Origin of the sequence: Pseudomonas sp. GD03862, from assembly GCF_029840855.1 — a bacterium.
In the GTDB taxonomy this organism is placed as follows: Bacteria; Pseudomonadota; Gammaproteobacteria; order Pseudomonadales; family Pseudomonadaceae; genus Aquipseudomonas; species Aquipseudomonas alloputida.
In genome coordinates this window covers 43,269-59,998 of record NZ_JAOCDI010000007.1, presented here as the reverse complement: position 1 = coordinate 59,998, position 16,730 = coordinate 43,269, and the positions used below count along the sequence as shown (strand labels likewise).

Sequence of the window (16,730 nt, the reverse complement as noted above, 5' to 3'; positions counted from 1 at the left end):
GTTTAAAGTGAGTTCAGGAACGCGAGCAACGCAGCGCGCTGCTCGGCATCGAAAGTGAGTACGAAATTGCGTGCCGCCTCGGCTTCGCCACCGTGCCACAGCACGGCCTCAAGCAGGTTGCGGGCGCGGCCGTCATGCAGGAACTGGCTATGGCCACTGACCGTTTCGCTCAGGCCGATGCCCCACAGTGGCGGCGTACGCCAGTCCTGGCCGTTGGCGGCGAATTCGGTGCGCTCGTCGGCCAGCCCCGGGCCCATGTCATGCAGCAGGAGGTCGCTATAGGGGCGTATGACCTGGTTGGCCAACGCGGGTTCGGTGGCGTCGGCGGCGGTGGTGAACTGCGGTGTGTGGCAACCTTGGCAACCCGCCTGGTAGAACAGGTTCTTGCCCGCCAGTACCTGTGGCGAGCCGACGTCGCGGCGGGCCGGCACAGCCAGGTTGCGGGTGTAGAACGTGACCAGGCGCAGGATGTTGTCGCTGACTTCTTTCTCGCCATCGGCACCATCGCCGTTGGGCGCAGCCAGGCAGCCGGTTTGTGCCTGGGTGCAATCGTCGTTGGGCAGCAGGGTGCTGGTCAGGCCCATGTCGCCGGCAAAGGCGTGCACGTTCTGCTGGTTGACGTTGGGCTGCCCGGCTTTCCAGCCGAAGCGGCCGATCACTGTTTTGCCCTGGGCGTCGTCCCACACACGGTTGGCCCGCCCGCGGATGCCATCGCGGTTACGGTCGTCCGGGTCTTCGTTGGCCAGCAGGTCGGCTTCGGGGATCGCTTCAAGCAGGCCCAGGCCGATCATCGGTGGTGCCACCCGCGCAGAAAAGCGCGTGTCGGGGTGCATCACACCATAGCCGAGCTGGGTGATTTGCAGGGCTGGCTTGCGCAGCTCGACCTGGTGGCCGTCCTTGAATGACACGGTTTCGCGGGTGTAGCTCACCCGCACCTTGCCTTCGGGCGCCACGCCGGGGATGGCCATGTCCTGCAATTGGGTGCCGTAGACGGGCTCTGGCACCACGCCGAGGCGCTCGATCACTTTGGCCAGGTAGGGTTGGTCGGGGATCGACAGGCGTACCAGCATACCCACGGCGTTGCTGTCGCCCGGCTCTGGCGGGTGGCCACGGCCGTCGCGCACGTGGCAGTTCTGACAGGCGTTGGTATTGAACAACGGGCCCAGACCATCACGCGCGGTGGTGGTTGACGGCGCGATCACCCAAGGGTTGCGAAAGAAGCTGTTACCCACGGCGAAGTCCACGCGTAGCTCTGGCGAGAGGTTGGCCGAGGGCAGGGAATAGGCATTGCGGTCGCTGCGCTGCACGGTCGCCTGGCCACCCGACAACGCTTCGCCGGGCTCGGCGTGGGTGAAACGCGGGGCGTCGTCACAGGCGGCCAAGGCCAGGGCCAGCAGCAGGGGGGGGAGTCGGGACAGCGACAAGGACATCTAGAATCCTGGGCGTGAGCGAAAAACCGGCGTGCAGCTTAGCAGGCCCAGGATCATTGAATAAGAGCAATTTGCGTTTGCTTGATGAAATCGCTGCGAGCGCGGTTGGTCAGGCCATATAGAGCATGAAGTGTCGGTTGACCAGGTTGACGATCAGGTTCTTGTTGCCGCCACCGCGATTATCGCCGGTGACTTCGATGACTTCTTCGCTGGTGTATTCCATGGAGGAGGCGGTAATGCACTTGACCGCGTCCATGTGCGCAGGTTGCCAGTAATCCTGGAATATCCAGATGCTGGTGTCGGCAGACGGGCCGAGTATCAGGCGCAAGGCCTTGTGGTTCTCAGTCGATCTGCCGATCCACGGGATGGCCAGCGAGCCATTCCAGACGTGCTGTGCGCCGACTGCCAGGCTGTTGCTGCGGTTTTCACCGTCGATCAGGGTCAAGGTATAAGGGGTGTTATTGGCGATGGAGCGCAAGTAGGTGACGTTGGCCATGTAGTGTTTTCCTTTCAATGTTCAGTTTTCGGGCGTGGTAATGGGCTGGTCGGGGCGCGATAGACATAGGCCGCGAGCAAGGTGATTTCGTTGAACGGGGGGGCGAGCTCGGCGGGATGAAAGCGACCGAGCAGCTGCATCCCATGGTCAATGGCGACTGCCTCGAACATCCGGCGGTCGGTTTCGTTGGGGTCGTAGAGGTAGATCTTGCCGGGGCGGGCAACTACCCGGCACATTTCCTCGGCCACACGGTGGGTGATCGGAGCGCCCATCAGCGTCACGTGAGGGACTGCATGGTCGTCGAGGGGAAAGTCCGGAGCATCGTATTCGTATACGACGATAAGGTTGGGAATGTGCCCGCCAGCGAACGGCCCGTTGGAGATGAGCTGGCCAGCCTTGTTCAGGTTGTACGCATCGTTGAATCCGGTGATGAGGTCTTCCCCATTCACGCGCTGGACGATTCGGCCTTCGCCCCAGACATCAAGAATCTGCAGCACTGTGCCTCCTGTTAGGTTTGATCGAAGGCCTACAGGATGAGCATCTGTGCGCACGCCAGGCAGCGGGAAGCGTTTTACCCGGCAGCAAACGAAAACGCCCGGCACAAGGCCGGGCGTTTGCGGTGAAGCGCTACAGCAGGATCAGAACTCGTGATCCGCAGTGTCCGGGTTCAGGTTGGCAATGCCCAGCTTGCCCGCAGCCTGTTCGATCGACCCGGTCTGCTTGACCAGGGCGGCGATGGCGTCCCGTACAACCTGGTTGCCGGCAGCGTTGTTGGCGGCGATCAGCTGGTCGTAGTGCTCGCCTTTGAGGGCGTGGTCTACGATCACCTGAAGCTTGGCCTCGGTGGCTTCCAGATCGGCCTTGAGGGCTGCATCGGCGGCCGGGTCAACCTTGGCGACCAGCGACGACAGGCTAGGGCCGGTCAGCTTGGTGCCGTCCGGGCGGGTGTACTCGCCCAGGTAGACGTTGCGGATGCCCTTGGCGTCGTAGAAGTGCGAGTAGTGGGTGTTGTCGCTGAAGCAGTCTTGCTCGTCTTCCGGCGAGTTGGCTTCCAGCGAAACTTTCATGCGCTCGCCAGCCAGTTCGCCCAGCGACAGGCTGCCCATGCCGAACAGCATCTTGCGCAGGCCGTCGTTGACAGGCTCGGCTTCCAGCTTGGCGCGGTAGTTGTCGGCGACGTTCGGTGCCCAGTTGCCGACCATCTCTTCGAGGTCGGTCACCAGCAGGTCGGTAACCGCTTTCAGGTAGGCGCGGCGGCGGTCGTTGTGGCCGCCGGTAGCGCCCTGGCCTTCCAGGTAGTCGGATGCCGGGCGGTTGCCAGCGCCAGGGCCGGTGCCGTTCAGGTCCTGGCCCCAGAGCAGGAATTCGATGGCGTGATAGCCCGTGGCAACGTTGGCCTCGGAGCCAGCCAGCTCGTTCAGGCTAGCCAGTTTCTCGGGGGTGATGTCCTTGACGTCGACCTTCTCTTCACCCACCTGGATCTCGGTGTTGGCGATGATGTTGGCGCTGGCCCCCGGGTTGCCCAAGGCGTGCTCGTAGCTCTTGTCGACGTAGTCGATCAGGCCTTCGTCAAGGGGCCAGGCGTTCACCTGGCCTTCCCAGTCGTCGATGATGGTGTTGCCAAAGCGGAAGGTTTCGCTCTGCAGGTACGGTACGCGCGCGGCGAACCAGGCTTCCTTGGCGGCTTTCAGGGTTTCGTCGTTGGGCTTGGCCAGGAACGCGTCGACCGCGGTCTGCAGCGTCTTGGCAGTGCTCAGCGAGTCGCTGTACACGGCGTAGACCATGTCGGTGTAATGCTTGACCACGGCTTTGCCGGCTGCTTCGTCGACAGCCCCTGGCGCAGCGGTGGTGGCAGCAGCAGGTGCCTGGGCTTGCGGCGCGGCGGCTTTTTCGTCCTTGCCTTCACCGCAACCGGCGAGGGCGATGGCAATGGCCAGCAGACTGGCGGAGGCCAGAGGCATTCGAATCATTATTGGTTTTCCTGCATCGTGTGGTTGGACCAAAGGGGTGGACCGTGCGCCGTGGCACGCAAAACTACAACATCATGCGAAAGATTTGCATTTGCTGTAAAGGGGCGGGCGCGCAATTCATGTAAATCAGGGGCTCGGCCTGTAACCGGGCAGGTGCCTCAGGACACCGAAACCTGGTTGCGTTGCGCTTGTTTGAGGAAGTGGGTCAGTTCACGGGCCGAAAGGGGCTTGCTGTAGTGGTAGCCCTGGCCCTCGTGGCAACCCTGGGCCACGATGTAGGTTTCCTGCTCGGCCGTTTCCACGCCCTCGGCGATCACCTGCATCCCCAGGCTCTTGCCCAGCTGGATGATGGCGCGAACGATGGTGGCGTCGTCATCGTCGTCGAGCAGGTCCTGAACGAAACTCTTGTCGATCTTGATCTTGTCCAAGGGCAGCGACTTCAGATAGCTGAGGGACGAGTAGCCGGTGCCGAAGTCGTCGATGGCAATCAGCGCCCCGGAGCGGCGCAGGCTCAACAGGTGCTGGGCGGCGGTGCTGATGTCTTCCATCAGACCGGTTTCGGTGACTTCCAGTTCCAGGCTGCGCGGTGGTAGGCGATAGGCTTGCAGCAGGTTGTTGACCACCCGTGGCAGCTCGCTGTGGTGCAGTTGCACGGTAGACAGGTTGACCGCCATGCGCAGGTCGCTGAAGCCCTGGTCGTGCCATTCGCGCAGTTGCCGGCAGGCCTGGTCAAGCACCCATTCGCCGATGCTGATGATGCTGCCGTTCTGCTCGGCCAAGGGGATGAACTGGTCGGGTGGCACCATGCCTAGGTCCGGGTGCTGCCAGCGCAGCAGGGCCTCTACGCCGACCACCCGGTGGTCGCGGTAGCTGATCTGTGGTTGGTACACCAGGTACAGCTGGTTGCGGGGCAGGGCTTCACGCAGGTCCTTTTCCAGTTCGCGACGGCGACGCATCTCGCTGTCGACGCTGGCGATATAGAACTGGTAGCGGTTGCGCGAGCGGGCCTTGGCCAGGGTCATGGTCTGTTCGGCTTTCTGCAGCAGTTTTTCGGTGCTGTCACCGTCTTCGGGGAACAGGGTGATGCCGATGGTCGCGCGCAGGCGGATTTGCTCGTGGTCGAGGTCGAACGGTACTTCCAGGTCGTCAAGGATGCTTTGCGCCAGTTCGGCAGCCTCGTAGGGCTGCTCGATATTGGCCTGTACCAGGGCGAACTGGTCGCCGCCCAGCCGCGCCAGAGCGCCCAGGCGGCCGCTGTGGGCGCGTAGTCGATCGGCCAGGGCCAGCAGCAACTGGTCACCGACCTGGTAGCTGAATTGTTCGTTGATACCCTTGAAGTCGTCCAGGCCAACGCACAGCACTGCCACTCGGTGCTGCAGGCGGCCGCCGTCGACGAGGATCTTGTCCAGTTGCTGCTGCAGTTGCTGGCGGTTGGGCAGGCCGGTGAGGAAGTCGTACTGGGCCATGCGCTGCAGGCTATTTTCCGCCTCGTGGCGCAAATGGGTGTTGCGCTCGATCGAGGCCAGCAACTGGTTGGCGGTGTTCACCCACAGGCCCAGCTCGTTTTTCTCGTGGCCCTTGAGCAGCGGTATCTGGTGCTGGCTGGGGCGGTCAGGGTTGATCTGGGTGAGGTGCTCGATGATCTTCGACAGCGGTTTGGTCAGCAGCCAGTGGTAGACCAGGTAAAGCACCAGGCCCATGGCCATGGCCCGCAGCACGCCGGATATGAAGATGATCACCGCGTTGATCAGGAAATCTTTGCCGTAGGAGGAGGTATCGAGGGTAATGCTGAGGTCGCCGTAGTATTCGCTGTAAGGGCCACGGCCGACCAGTTGCGTGGTGTAGGTGCGCTCCTGGCCGAGGATGAGGTCGGTGAGCCAGCGCATGGACATGTCCTGCAGCGGGCGGGACTTTTCTGCCAGCATGGTTTCGTTGGGATGGCCAATGGAGGCCATGCGCACTGATTCGTCCTGGAACAGGCCTTCCATGACCTGCATGCCCATTTCACGGTCGAGGCTGTAAACCGCCTGGGTCGAAGGATCGCGGAACATGTCGAGGATGCGCTGGGCGTCGCTGTCCACGGCCTGGCGGGTCTTCTAGGTGTCATAGATGATTTGCGCACAGCTGAGCACGACGCCGACCGCCAGCGCCGACAGCAGCACGACCCTGAGCAACTTGACCGACAAGCTGTTCCGCAATTCCAGCTTCAATGGGGTTTCCTTAATCCATGCGCATGGCATCATTTTGCCATCAACGATGACGATACACTACCGGTCGACCATTAGCAGTGTATCGGTTGCCTGACCCCGCAACTTGAATGCGCTGTATCAATCTTCCAGAGGTTTGATGTTAGCGTGGTATGCGGTCTGAGCAAGCGTTTTGCGGGTGGGGCGAAGGTGAAATACGTGCTGGCTGCTTCGCGGAGAGCCCGCCCGCACAGGCATGGCACACTCCTCGAACAGAGGGCCTGTGGAGCGGAAGTAAACGATGGCTGCCCCTGAAAGGCAGCGCTATTTCTCCGGCAGCGCCCAGGCAATGATGCTGTCACTCAGCTTGGTCGGAATCCGGTCATGCCCGCCGACCACTGCAACCACGTACTGGCGGCCTTCGCTCACGTAGGTCAGGGGCGACGCCTGGTTGCCGGCCGGTAGGCGTTCTTCCCACAGCAATTCACCACTTTCGCTGTTGTAGGCGCGCATGAAACGGTCGATGGCAGCGCCGATGAAGGTCACGCCGCCGGCTGTAGCCACGCCGGTGGCATCGCTCGGTGTACCGATTTCGAAGCGCAGTTTCGAGGCGATGCCCAAGGGGCCGCTGCCATAGCCGGTGCCGAATGGGCGGCTCCAGCGTACTTCACGGGTGCGCAGGTCGATAGCTGAGATGAACCCCCAGGGTGGCGCGATGCACGGTTGTTCCAGCGCCCACGTCCATGGGTCCTTGATGGCCCCGTACGGCAGGCCGGCCTGGACGCGGAACCCCTGGTTATTGCCGGGCGACTACTGGCGGCGTAGGGCATCCAGGGCCACCAGCGAAGAACTGAACTTGTCTTCCTGTTCGGTGCGGGTACCGCCATAGAAGTCACCTGTTGCATTACCAGTGGTGATGTAGACCAGCCCCAGCTCGTCGTCGGCGGAAATCGGCGCCCATGAGTTGGGCGTGCTGAGCGTATAGGTTTCATCTGCGTCGGCAGGTGCAGTGCTATCGGGACGGCCATGAGCCCAGGCCCACTTTTGTTTGCCGCTGACTGCATCGTAGGCGCGAACCACGCCTGACGGTGCCGGGCGCACATCCGAGTCCAGCACCCGGCTACCGGTGATGACCACCCCGCGGATGGGTTGGCATCTGGTGATGCCACCGTGCTGCGGCTGAACGGTTGCTGTGAATGCGCGGTAATAGCCGGCGAGTCGGCCAGATGAACGATGTTCGGGAAGAACAGCGGTGCCAGGATGGTGGCCGCCATCAGCAGCGGCAGCACGCCCATGATGCTGAAGTACAGTGCCTTGTTGATTTTGGCGAAGTCGCGGCGGACCAGTGGCCAGAAAGCCAGAAAGATCACACTGAGCAGTACCAGCCAGGCCTGGCGTGGAATATAGGCCCAGCCGTTGTAGCCCGACTCCCAGATCGCCCAACCGTAGGTGGCTAGGGATGCTGCGCCATAGAGGTAAATTCCGGCCGCCTTCTTCAGGCCCATGAGTGCGGCGGCCAGCAACAATACGGTGCCCATCATCGCGTAGTAAGGCGAGCCACCGGCATTGACCAGCGCGCCTCCCTGATAGGCCAGTGTCAGGCCAAGCAGGGCCAGCAGAATCGTGTACACCCCGAACAGAAGGCTCGAAACCCCCGTCCCTTTAGCCAACGTTCCTTGTTCCATTGCATCCCTTCCTGTGTGATTCGGTGCCACAGTGCGTCCGAGCGATGCGCATATTGCTTATTGTTGCAATGAAATACAATGAGTGGCGCAAATTTTACGCCGAGCGCTGATTTTTCAGGCTTCTTTGTATCTTGTGTCAAAAGGAGGCAATGGCTAAGCTGCCATAACTGATTCACGCGCAGGTTTGAAGGAAGGGGGAGAGGGGTTATGCCTGCTGGCTTTCCTGCAAGGCAGCCTGGCCGGTTTTGAGGCGGCCGACTTCGTCCAGATGTTTCCACAGAAACCGTGCGGCCTCTTCGCGCCGACCGGATTCGATCAGGTCGAGCAGGTGCAGGTGCTCCAGGCATTGCGTCATCAGGCGACTGCGGTCGACGTTGGCTTTGTAGCTCATGAAGCGTCTGAGCTGGTTTTGCCGGCGTATGGCATCGATGAAGAAGAGGTTGCCCGAGCATTGCACGATCATTTCATGAAACTGGGCGCCGATTTCAAACAGTTGGGCACGTGACAGCGTGTGAATCTCGCCGTCGAGCATGGCCTGCTGTTGCGCCCTGGCTTTGGCAAAGGCGGCCTGGTTCACGTTGTAGCCCGGCTCACGCAGTGCGGCCGGCTCGATGGCCATGCGGAAGCGGTAGCTCTGGATGTGGGTCTGGGCGTTGTGCACGAATTCGTTGAGGCTCCAGCCTTGCCCGGGCTTGCGCTCGACCATGGCTTCGCTTGCCAGCCGGTTGAGGACCTTGAGCAGTTGCCCGCGAGGCACAGAGTAGCGTCGCAGTAGCTGGGCTTCAAAGAATTCGGCAGGGATTTCCCCGTTGAGGATGTCGTCCACCACACGCAGGTAGAAGTCTTCGAAGGGGTCGCAGACGGGCGGTACGGTGGCTTCCTGGATCTGCCCGGCGTCCTGTTTCAGAAAATAGCCGCGATTGGGCTCCTGGACCGCGATGTTCCACTCGGCGAGCAGGGCGAATACCCTGCGGATGGGGGAGCGGGAGACATCGAAGGCTTGGGCGAAGGTCTGCTCGCGCAATGGCTCGCCGGCCTTCATCGACCGGGCGCGGATCATCTCGATGACGCGAGGGGCCAATTGCAGGGCGAGGTCTTTCTTGATCACAGGCTGTATTCCGAATGTTTGACTTCAGTCGATCCGGCAGATTTGGGTCGGACTGGGGCAGGAAAATACCACACACGAAGGACCTGAGTGTCTGCACGCAGCGAGCTGGCGCAGTTGCCGCCAGTGCAGTGCCTGAGCCGCGGCTCAGGCTTTGCAACGACGAATGTTTTCTTCCCGGGATGGATCTTTACACATGCTCAAATTCAATGCTCACCTCGGCTTCCAGTTCAACGAACTGCCTTTTCTGCAGCGTATCGAAGCCGCCGCTGCCGCCGGATTTCGCGCGGTGGAATTCCCCTCGCCCTATGAGTTGGATGCGAGTTTGTTGGCTGATGAACTGGCGAAGTATGCGTTGCCATTGGTCCAGTTTGCCGCACCGGCTGGCGTTTCCAAGGGCATTGCCGCGGTGGCGGGCAAGGAGCCCGAGTTTCGTGACGGGTTGCGCCAGGCAGCCAGCTATGCCCGCACACTGGCATGTACGGATGTGCACCTGATGTCCGGGATAACCCACGAGGATGGCGCCGGCAAGGTGTACGCGAGCAACCTGGACTATGCCGTGAAGTATTTCGAGGACCAGGGGCTGCGGCCATTGATCGAAGTGATCTGCGCGCAGGAAATGCCAGGGTATTACATGTCCGACTTCAACAAGGCACAGCAGGTGCTGGAGGCGCATGCGAGTATCGGGCTGATCCTTGATCTGTACCATGCGCAGTTGTTGACCGGAAATGCGGCCGATGTGCTGGCACAGTTCTTTGAGCGGACGGTGCATGTGCAGGTGGCCGACTGTCCTGGGCGGCATCAACCGGGGACGGGGCAGATGGATATTGCAGGGTTGTTTGCGACGCTGGAGCAGCGCGGGTATGCGGGCTGGGTCGGGTGTGAGTACCGGCCTACGGGCGCTACTGCGGATAGCCTTGGCTGGCTTGGTCAGTACGCCTCATGAACGCCCTGTGCGCTGGCCCGTTCCAGAACCCTTGAAAAAAAACCGATGCCAGAAGACTGGCATCGGTTTTTCGAGGAAGCCCGGCGTGGATGGCAATGCTGGACTGCCAGCATTACGGCACGAGGCCGGGTTTCTTGCTCAAGGCTGAGGGACTCAGGCCTTGAAGGTCTTGCCTTCGAACTGCTCGGCAACGAAGGCCCAGTTGACCAGGTTCCAGAACGCCTCGACGTACTTCGGACGCAGGTTGCGGTAGTCGATGTAGTAGGCGTGTTCCCAGACGTCGCAGGTCAGCAGCGGGGTGTCGCCGCTGGTCAGTGGGCAGCCGGCGCCGATGGTGCTGGCCAGGGCCAGGGAACCGTCAGCTTTCTTGACCAGCCAGCCCCAGCCGGAACCGAAGGTGCCCACCGAAGTCTTGGTGAACTCTTCCTTGAACTTGTCGAAGGAACCGAAAGCGGCGTTGATGGCGTCAGCCAGTGCACCGGTAGGCTGGCCGCCGCCGTTTGGCGACAGGCAGTTCCAGTAGAAGGTGTGGTTCCAGACTTGAGCGGCGTTGTTGAAGATGCCGCCCGAAGAGCTCTTGACGATCTCTTCCAGGGTCTTGCCTTCGAATTCGGTGCCTGGGACCAGGTTGTTCAGGTTCACGACGTAGGTGTTGTGGTGCTTGTCGTGGTGATACTCCAGGGTTTCCTTGGAGATGTGCGGCTGCAGGGCGTCATGGGCGTACGGCAGCGGCGGCAATTCAAAAGCCATGGTGGATCTCCTGATTCAGGTCTGTTTGCGGTTTGCGCAAGGCCGATCACGGGCGGCCCGATAAGCGTCGGCGAGTCTGTACTCTTTGCGACGCAAGGGCTGGATCATAGCACCGGGCCCGGCGCATAACCACGCAACAAACATAGGGAATAGAGGTTCCGCAGGGGCTGGGCTGTGCCGACCGGCGGCTCGGCGTTGCGCGGGTGTTGCCTGCAAGACCGCGTGCTGCACGATCTTGCCGTTGATGAATATGCCGCGCCCCGAGGTCAGTTGAAGATCAATTGCGCCGCCACCGCGAACATCATCACCGCCACCATCAGGTCGAGCATGCGCCAGGTCGCCGGCCGCGCCAGCCACGGTGCCAGCCACGCCGCGCCAATGGCCAGGGTCGAGAACCACAGCAGCGAAGCGCTGGCCGCCCCGGCCACATAGGCGCCAGGGGCGGACTGCTGGGCGCCCAGCGAGCCGATCAGCAACACGGTGTCGAGGTACACGTGCGGGTTCAGCAGGGTCACCGCCAGGGCGCTGAGCAGTACGGCGCGACGTGAGCGAACGCCCTGGCCTTGCTGGTGCTGCAGGCTCTGCTTGGAGCAGGCACTGCGCAGCGCCTTGGCGCCGTACCAGATCAGGAACACTGCGCCGCCCCAGCGGGCAATCGCCAGCAAGGTCGGGTTGTGTGCCAGCACGGTAGCCAGGCCGAATACCCCGGCGGCCACGAGGATGGCGTCACAGATGATGCACAGCGCTGCCACCGGCAGGTGATGCTCACGGCGCAGGCTCTGGGCGAGGACGAAGGCGTTCTGGGCGCCAATGGCCATGATCAGGCCGAAGGCCACCAGCATGCCATTGAGATAGCTTTGCCACATGGCAGGGCTCTCCAAAAAGGGTCACGAAAGATGCTGGCCATTGTGATGTTCGGCGCTGTATAAGAAAAACAAATAAAGCTCATCACCCATTAGGAAAATCGATGTTCGACTACAAGCTGCTGGCTGCCCTCGCGGCAGTGATCGAACAAGGCGGTTTCGAGCGTGCGGCGCAGGTGCTGGGCTTGTCGCAATCGGCGATTTCCCAGCGCATCAAGTTGCTTGAGGCGCGGGTCGGCCAGCCGGTGCTGGTACGTGCCTCGCCGCCCGGCACGACCGAAGTCGGCCGCCAGCTACTCAACCATGTGCAGCAGGTGCGCCTGCTCGAACGCGACCTGCAGCGCCAGGTACCGGCGCTGGACGAAGAGGGCATGCCGGAGCGCCTGCGCATCGCCCTCAACGCCGATAGCCTGGCCACCTGGTGGGCCGGCGCGGTGGGCAACTTCTGCGCACAACAGAACGTGCTGACCGACCTGGTGGTTGAGGACCAGGAAGTGGGCCTGAAACGCATGCGTGCCGGCGAAGTGGCGGCCTGCCTGTGTGGGAGTGAGCGGCCGGTAGCCGGCGCACGTAGTTTGCCACTGGGGGCCATGCGCTACCGGGCATTGGCCAGTCCCGTGTTCATGGCGCGGCACTTCCCCCAAGGTTTTGTCGCCAGCCGCCTGGCCCGTACTCCAGCGATCGTGTACGGCCCGGACGATTTCCTGCAGCATCGCTACCTGGCATCGCTGGGCATAGAGGGTGGTTTCCTGCACCACCTGTGCCCTTCATCCGAAGGCTTCCTGCGCATGACCGAGGCCGGGTTGGGATGGGGCCTGGTGCCCGAATTGCAGGCCCGGGAGCAACTGGCCAGTGGGCAATTGGTGGAAATCTGCCGCGATACCCCTATCGATGTGCCGCTGTACTGGCATCATTGGCGCAATGGCGGGCAATTGCTCGCGCAACTGACCGACCACCTGCGGCACACCGCACAGCATTGGCTGGTGCCCTTGTAGCCATGGCTGGCGTCAGTTGCATCTGAAATCTGGCAAGACGGAGTGTTACATGCGAATTCTGGTCACCGGCGCGAGTGGCTTCATTGGCGGGCGCTTTGCGCGTTTCGCCCTGGAGCAAGGCCTGGACGTGCGCGTCAGCGGCCGCCGTGCCGAAGGGGTCGAGCATCTGGTCAAGCGTGGCGCACAGTTCATCCCGGGCGACCTGGGTGACGCCGAGCTGGCCCGGCGTTTGTGCCAGGGTGTCGAAGCCGTGGTGCACTGCGCTGGCGCAGTGGGTAACTGGGGGCGCTATCAGGATTTCTACCAAGGCAACGTGGTGGTGACCGAGAACGTGGTCGAGGGCTGCCTGAAAGAGCACGTACGGCGCCTGGTGCACCTGTCTTCGCCGTCGATCTACTTCAATGGCCGTTCGCGTCTGGACGTCCGTGAAGACCAGGTACCGCGTCGCTTCCACGATCACTATGGGCAAACCAAGTACCTGGCCGAGCAGAAAGTGTTCGGCGCCCAGGAGTTCGGCCTCGAAGTGCTGGCGCTGCGCCCGCGCTTCGTCACCGGCGCGGGCGATGCCAGTATCTTCCCGCGGCTGATGCAGATGCAGCGCAAAGGGCGTGTGGCGATCATCGGCAACGGCCTGAACAAGGTCGATTTCACCAGTGTGCACAACCTCAACGAGGCGCTGCTAAGTGCATTGTTCGCTGATGACCGGGCGCTGGGCCAGGCTTACAACATAAGCAACGGCCAGCCACTGCCGCTGTGGGACGTGGTCAACTACGTGATGCGCCAGATGCAGCTTCCCCAGGTGACCCGCTACCGTTCCTATGGCCTGGCCTACAGCCTGGCCGCGCTGAACGAGGCAGCCTGTATGTTATGGCCAGGTCGCCCGCAACCGACCTTGTCGCGCCTGGGCATGCAGGTGATGAGCCGTGACTTCACCCTGGATATCAGCCGTGCCCGGCAGTACCTGGACTATCAGCCCAAGGTCAGCCTGTGGACGGCGGTGGATGAATTCTGCGGCTGGTGGAAGCATTTGCCGCCCGGCTGACAATGGTCATCAATGCGCTGCGCTGGCGGTTTATACTCGTGCCTCTTTGTGACTACCGCGGTTGAATGTATCCATGCGTAACCATGCTCACGATGACTTTGATGACGTGCCTGCCTTGCGGGCGGGCACCGTTGATGATGACGAACTGATGCCGGCGCATGTGATGCGCAGCCGCCAGAAAGCCGCCCGCGGGGCCAGCACGGCGCCGTTGTGGGCATTGCTCGGTGCCTCGTTCATCGCGTTGGCGGGTCTGGGCTGGTGGAGCTTCCAGCAGATCTCGCTGATGGAGCAGCAACTGGTGGCGACCCAGGAAAGCTTTGCCCGCATCAGTGAAGAGGCGGCTGGCCGCCTTCAGGCAATCAGTGGCAAGGTGGCGGCCAGTGAGTCTGGCGCCACTACCAGCAGCGAGGCATTGAAGCTACAGCTGCGCCAGTTGCAGCAGGGTGTTGCCGGGCAGACCGGCGACCTGGGCAAGCGTCTGGAGCAGGTGCTGGCCGATACCCGAGAACAGCAGAAGGCTGTTACCGAGCTGCAAAGCCAGTTGCAGGCGCAACTGAAGCTGGTGAATGGCGAGTTGGCGGCGCTGCGTTCCGGCCAGGTCGATGGTGGCAAGCTGGATGCCCAGTTGAAGAGCCTGAGCGAGCAGGTTGCCGCGCTGAAGGCCTCACAGTTGGATGGCGCTCAGCTGGACGGCCAGCTCAAGAGTTTGGGTAGCGAGGTGGCGGCCTTGAAGAAACAGGGCAACCCGAGCGCTGACATTCAGAGCCTGCAGCAGGACATGCTGGTGTTGAAGAGTCAGGTCGACAACCGCCCGGCTGCGGCGTCATCCAGTGGTGCTTCGGTGCAGGAGTTCGATGCCTTCCGTGCGCAGATGACGCGTAACCTGAATACGCTGCAGAGCCAGATTCAGAACCTGCAGCAACAGATCAACGCCCGTCCGTAACATCAGCTGAGCCTTGTTCGCGGGCACGCCCGCTTCCACAGGATCGAGCACAGCTTTCAAGCCTGTCGCTATACCGGTGGGAGCGGGCATGCCCGCGAATGGCCCTCAATCACAACCGCGGATAATCGATGTAACCCACCGGCCCCTTGCCATAGAAGGTTTCGGGATGTGCCTCGTTCAACGGCGCATCCGCTGCCAGCCGTGCCGGCAGGTCGGGGTTGGCGATGAACGGCACACCAAACGCCACGGCATCCGCTTTGCCACTGGCCAGGGCCGCATTGGCACTGGCCTTGTCGAACCGCTCGTTGACGATGTACGGGCCACCGAATGCCTCTTTGATCAGCGGCCCGATGCTGTCGTCGGCTTCCCGCTCCCGTGAGCAGATGAAGGCGATGCCGCGCTTGCCCAGCTCTCGGGCCACATAGGTGAAGGTCTCGGCGCGGTCGGCGTCGCCCATGTCGTGGGCGTCGGCTCGCGGTGCCAGGTGCACACCTACGCGCTGCGCGCCCCACACTTCAATGGCCGCATCGGTCACCTCCAGCAACAGGCGCGCGCGGTTTTCCAGCGAGCCACCGTAACGGTCGGTGCGCTGGTTGGTGCTGCTTTGCAGGAACTGGTCGAGCAGGTAACCGTTGGCGCCATGGATCTCCACACCATCGAAACCGGCAGCCTTGGCATTTTCGGCGCCACTGCGGTAGGCCTCGACGATGTCGTTGATTTCTTCGGTTTCCAGCGCCCGCGGGGTAGGGTAGTCACTCAGTGGGCGCACAAGGCTCACATGGCCCTTGGGCTGGATCGCGCTGGGGGCCACAGGCAGTTCGCCATTCAGATAGCTGGGGTGGGAGATACGACCCACGTGCCACAGCTGCAGGAAAATGCGACCGCCCGCAGCATGCACGGCCTTTGTCACGTTGTTCCAGCCACGTACCTGTTCATCGTTCCAGATGCCGGGGGTATCTGGGTAGCCGACGCCCATGGGGCTGACCGAAGTCGCTTCGCTGAGGATCAGCCCGGCGCTGGCACGTTGTACGTAGTATTCGGCCATCAGTGCATTGGGCACGCGGCCTTCATCGGCGCGGCAGCGGGTGAGCGGGGCCATGATGATACGGTTGGGCAGTTGCAGGTCGCCCAGTTTGATCGGATCGAAAAGCGTGGTCATAGCGGTTACCTGCCTTGTCAAAGTGCTTGGCGCAGTTGTTCGAGGAACGCCTGGATGGTGGCTTCGTCGCGTTTGAAGAAGTGCCATTGGCCAATCTTCTGGCTGCTGATCAGCCCGGCGCGCTGCAACGTGGCCAGGTGGGCAGAGACGGTCGACTGCGACAGGCCGCAGCGTTGGTCGATTTGCCCGGCACACACACCGTTTTCGGTGCTGTGGTACTGGTCCGGGAACTGGGTTGCCGGGTCTTTCAGCCAGCTGAGAATTTCTCGCCTGACCGGGTGGGCCAGTGCTTTTATGATTTCGTCGAGATCGAGTGGCATGGTTTGAGGCTCGTTGTAGCGGTATATCGCGATGGAGCGAAATATAATTCGCTGAATTCCGATATACAAATACGAAGGTGTTCTGAGCTGAGCACGAATCGATATATCGCGTTATAACGATATGTTCGGTGACGATGCTAGACTGCGCTCATGAACTACCTCGCACACTTGCACCTGGGCGGCCCGGCGCCGCAACAACTGCTTGGCAGCCTGTATGGCGACTTTGTCAAAGGCTCGTTGGAAGGGCGCTTTCCGCCTGCGCTGGAGGCGGCCATCCGGCTGCACCGGCAAATCGACAGTTACACTGACCGGCACCCAGTGGTGCTGGCGGCTCTGGCACGTTTTCCACGCGAGCGGCGGCGTTTTGCCGGCATCGTCCTGGATGTGTTTTTCGACCATTGCCTGGCACGGCACTGGGGCAACTACGCCGATCAGCCGCTGGAGCAGTTCACTGGCGCGTTCTATCGGGTATTGCTGGCAGAGCCTGAGCTGCCTGGGCGGCTGGCGCGGATTGCGCCGTTCATGGCAGCGGATGACTGGCTAGGGGCGTATGGCGACTTCGATACGCTGGCGCAGGTGTTCAACGGCATTGCCCGGCGCTTGTCGCGGCCTGAGGGGATGGCCGGGGTGATGGTGGAGCTGGAGCGGCTGTATGAGCCGCTGCTGGCGGATTTTCGCGAGTTCTACCCGCAACTGCAGGCGTTTGCGGCGGTAGGGCGGATGTCTGACAGTTAGAGGTGTGTGGGTGATATTGGCCTCTTCGCGGGTAAACCCGCTCCTACGGGCAATGCGCTCGGTGTAGGAGCGGGTTCACCCGCGAAAGGGCCAGAACAGGCAGTA

16 protein-coding genes and 1 pseudogene are annotated in these 16,730 nt (G+C 62.0%); 5 read left to right on the top strand and 12 right to left on the bottom strand.

What is annotated here, in order from left to right; translation table 11 throughout:
- Positions 1 to 2 precede the first annotated feature (2 nt).
- The 8 genes and pseudogenes from N5D53_RS06945 to N5D53_RS06910 all read right to left on the bottom strand — a co-directional run bounded on the left by N5D53_RS06945 (position 3) and on the right by N5D53_RS06910 (position 8,875).
- Entirely contained in the window at positions 3 to 1,430 is a 1,428-nt protein-coding gene (locus N5D53_RS06945) for a di-heme oxidoredictase family protein (RefSeq protein ID WP_064492397.1), read from the bottom strand.
- A gap of 109 nt (positions 1,431 to 1,539) precedes the next feature.
- Positions 1,540 to 1,926, bottom strand: coding sequence for a hypothetical protein (locus N5D53_RS06940; protein WP_020192047.1), 387 nt, complete (start codon positions 1,924 to 1,926; stop codon positions 1,540 to 1,542).
- 14 nt (positions 1,927 to 1,940) lie between these two features.
- Positions 1,941 to 2,423 carry a hypothetical protein gene (locus N5D53_RS06935; protein ID WP_121161070.1) on the bottom strand — a complete coding sequence of 161 codons (483 nt, stop codon included), beginning with the start codon at positions 2,421 to 2,423 and terminating at the stop codon, positions 1,941 to 1,943.
- 141 nt (positions 2,424 to 2,564) lie between these two features.
- Positions 2,565 to 3,896 carry an imelysin family protein gene (locus N5D53_RS06930; RefSeq protein ID WP_121161072.1) on the bottom strand — a complete coding sequence of 444 codons (1,332 nt, stop codon included), beginning with the start codon at positions 3,894 to 3,896 and terminating at the stop codon, positions 2,565 to 2,567.
- Between the two features lie 158 nt (positions 3,897 to 4,054).
- Positions 4,055 to 6,106: pseudogene (locus N5D53_RS06925) on the bottom strand (EAL domain-containing protein).
- Between the two features lie 300 nt (positions 6,107 to 6,406).
- Entirely contained in the window at positions 6,407 to 6,763 is a 357-nt protein-coding gene (locus N5D53_RS06920; protein WP_324256254.1) for a hypothetical protein, read from the bottom strand.
- Positions 6,764 to 6,892: 129 nt separating this feature from the next.
- A complete protein-coding gene (locus N5D53_RS06915) occupies positions 6,893 to 7,198 on the bottom strand; it encodes a hypothetical protein (RefSeq protein ID WP_223843559.1) in 306 nt (101 codons plus the stop codon).
- Positions 7,199 to 7,972: 774 nt separating this feature from the next.
- Positions 7,973 to 8,875 carry a GntR family transcriptional regulator gene (locus tag N5D53_RS06910; protein ID WP_190869673.1) on the bottom strand — a complete coding sequence of 301 codons (903 nt, stop codon included), beginning with the start codon at positions 8,873 to 8,875 and terminating at the stop codon, positions 7,973 to 7,975.
- A 193-nt stretch (positions 8,876 to 9,068) separates the two neighbouring features.
- Here N5D53_RS06910 and N5D53_RS06905 point away from each other — a divergent pair, with 193 nt between their 5' ends.
- Positions 9,069 to 9,818: a TIM barrel protein gene (locus N5D53_RS06905; RefSeq protein ID WP_190869672.1), complete on the top strand. Its 750-nt coding sequence runs from the start codon at positions 9,069 to 9,071 to the stop codon at positions 9,816 to 9,818.
- A 153-nt stretch (positions 9,819 to 9,971) separates the two neighbouring features.
- Here the strand turns inward: N5D53_RS06905 and N5D53_RS06900 are convergent, their stop codons facing one another.
- Both N5D53_RS06900 and N5D53_RS06895 read right to left on the bottom strand, forming a co-directional pair.
- Complete coding sequence (locus tag N5D53_RS06900; RefSeq protein ID WP_003255187.1) at positions 9,972 to 10,568, bottom strand: Fe-Mn family superoxide dismutase; 597 nt, start codon at positions 10,566 to 10,568, stop codon at positions 9,972 to 9,974.
- A 266-nt stretch (positions 10,569 to 10,834) separates the two neighbouring features.
- The gene (locus N5D53_RS06895) at positions 10,835 to 11,434 is read right to left on the bottom strand and encodes a LysE/ArgO family amino acid transporter (RefSeq protein WP_020191198.1); all 600 of its coding nucleotides are present in this window, start codon (positions 11,432 to 11,434) and stop codon (positions 10,835 to 10,837) included.
- 101 nt (positions 11,435 to 11,535) lie between these two features.
- Here N5D53_RS06895 and N5D53_RS06890 point away from each other — a divergent pair, with 101 nt between their 5' ends.
- The 3 genes from N5D53_RS06890 to N5D53_RS06880 all read left to right on the top strand — a co-directional run bounded on the left by N5D53_RS06890 (position 11,536) and on the right by N5D53_RS06880 (position 14,411).
- The gene (locus tag N5D53_RS06890) at positions 11,536 to 12,426 is read left to right on the top strand and encodes a LysR family transcriptional regulator ArgP (protein WP_003255184.1); all 891 of its coding nucleotides are present in this window, start codon (positions 11,536 to 11,538) and stop codon (positions 12,424 to 12,426) included.
- A gap of 49 nt (positions 12,427 to 12,475) precedes the next feature.
- On the top strand, positions 12,476 to 13,468 hold the full coding sequence (locus N5D53_RS06885; protein ID WP_064492402.1) for an NAD(P)-dependent oxidoreductase: 993 nt from the start codon (positions 12,476 to 12,478) through the stop codon (positions 13,466 to 13,468).
- A gap of 73 nt (positions 13,469 to 13,541) precedes the next feature.
- On the top strand, positions 13,542 to 14,411 hold the full coding sequence (locus N5D53_RS06880; protein WP_190869671.1) for an ATPase: 870 nt from the start codon (positions 13,542 to 13,544) through the stop codon (positions 14,409 to 14,411).
- A gap of 109 nt (positions 14,412 to 14,520) precedes the next feature.
- Here the strand turns inward: N5D53_RS06880 and N5D53_RS06875 are convergent, their stop codons facing one another.
- Together N5D53_RS06875 and N5D53_RS06870 are read right to left on the bottom strand one after the other, a co-directional pair.
- Positions 14,521 to 15,570 (bottom strand): alkene reductase, encoded by a 1,050-nt coding sequence (locus N5D53_RS06875; RefSeq protein WP_010952123.1) that lies wholly within the window; start codon positions 15,568 to 15,570, stop codon positions 14,521 to 14,523.
- A 17-nt stretch (positions 15,571 to 15,587) separates the two neighbouring features.
- Positions 15,588 to 15,890, bottom strand: a complete 303-nt coding sequence (locus N5D53_RS06870; RefSeq protein ID WP_003255178.1) for a helix-turn-helix transcriptional regulator — start codon at positions 15,888 to 15,890, stop codon at positions 15,588 to 15,590.
- A gap of 150 nt (positions 15,891 to 16,040) precedes the next feature.
- Here N5D53_RS06870 and N5D53_RS06865 point away from each other — a divergent pair, with 150 nt between their 5' ends.
- A complete protein-coding gene (locus N5D53_RS06865; RefSeq protein ID WP_190869670.1) occupies positions 16,041 to 16,625 on the top strand; it encodes an ACP phosphodiesterase in 585 nt (194 codons plus the stop codon).
- Positions 16,626 to 16,730: the final 105 nt, after the last annotated feature.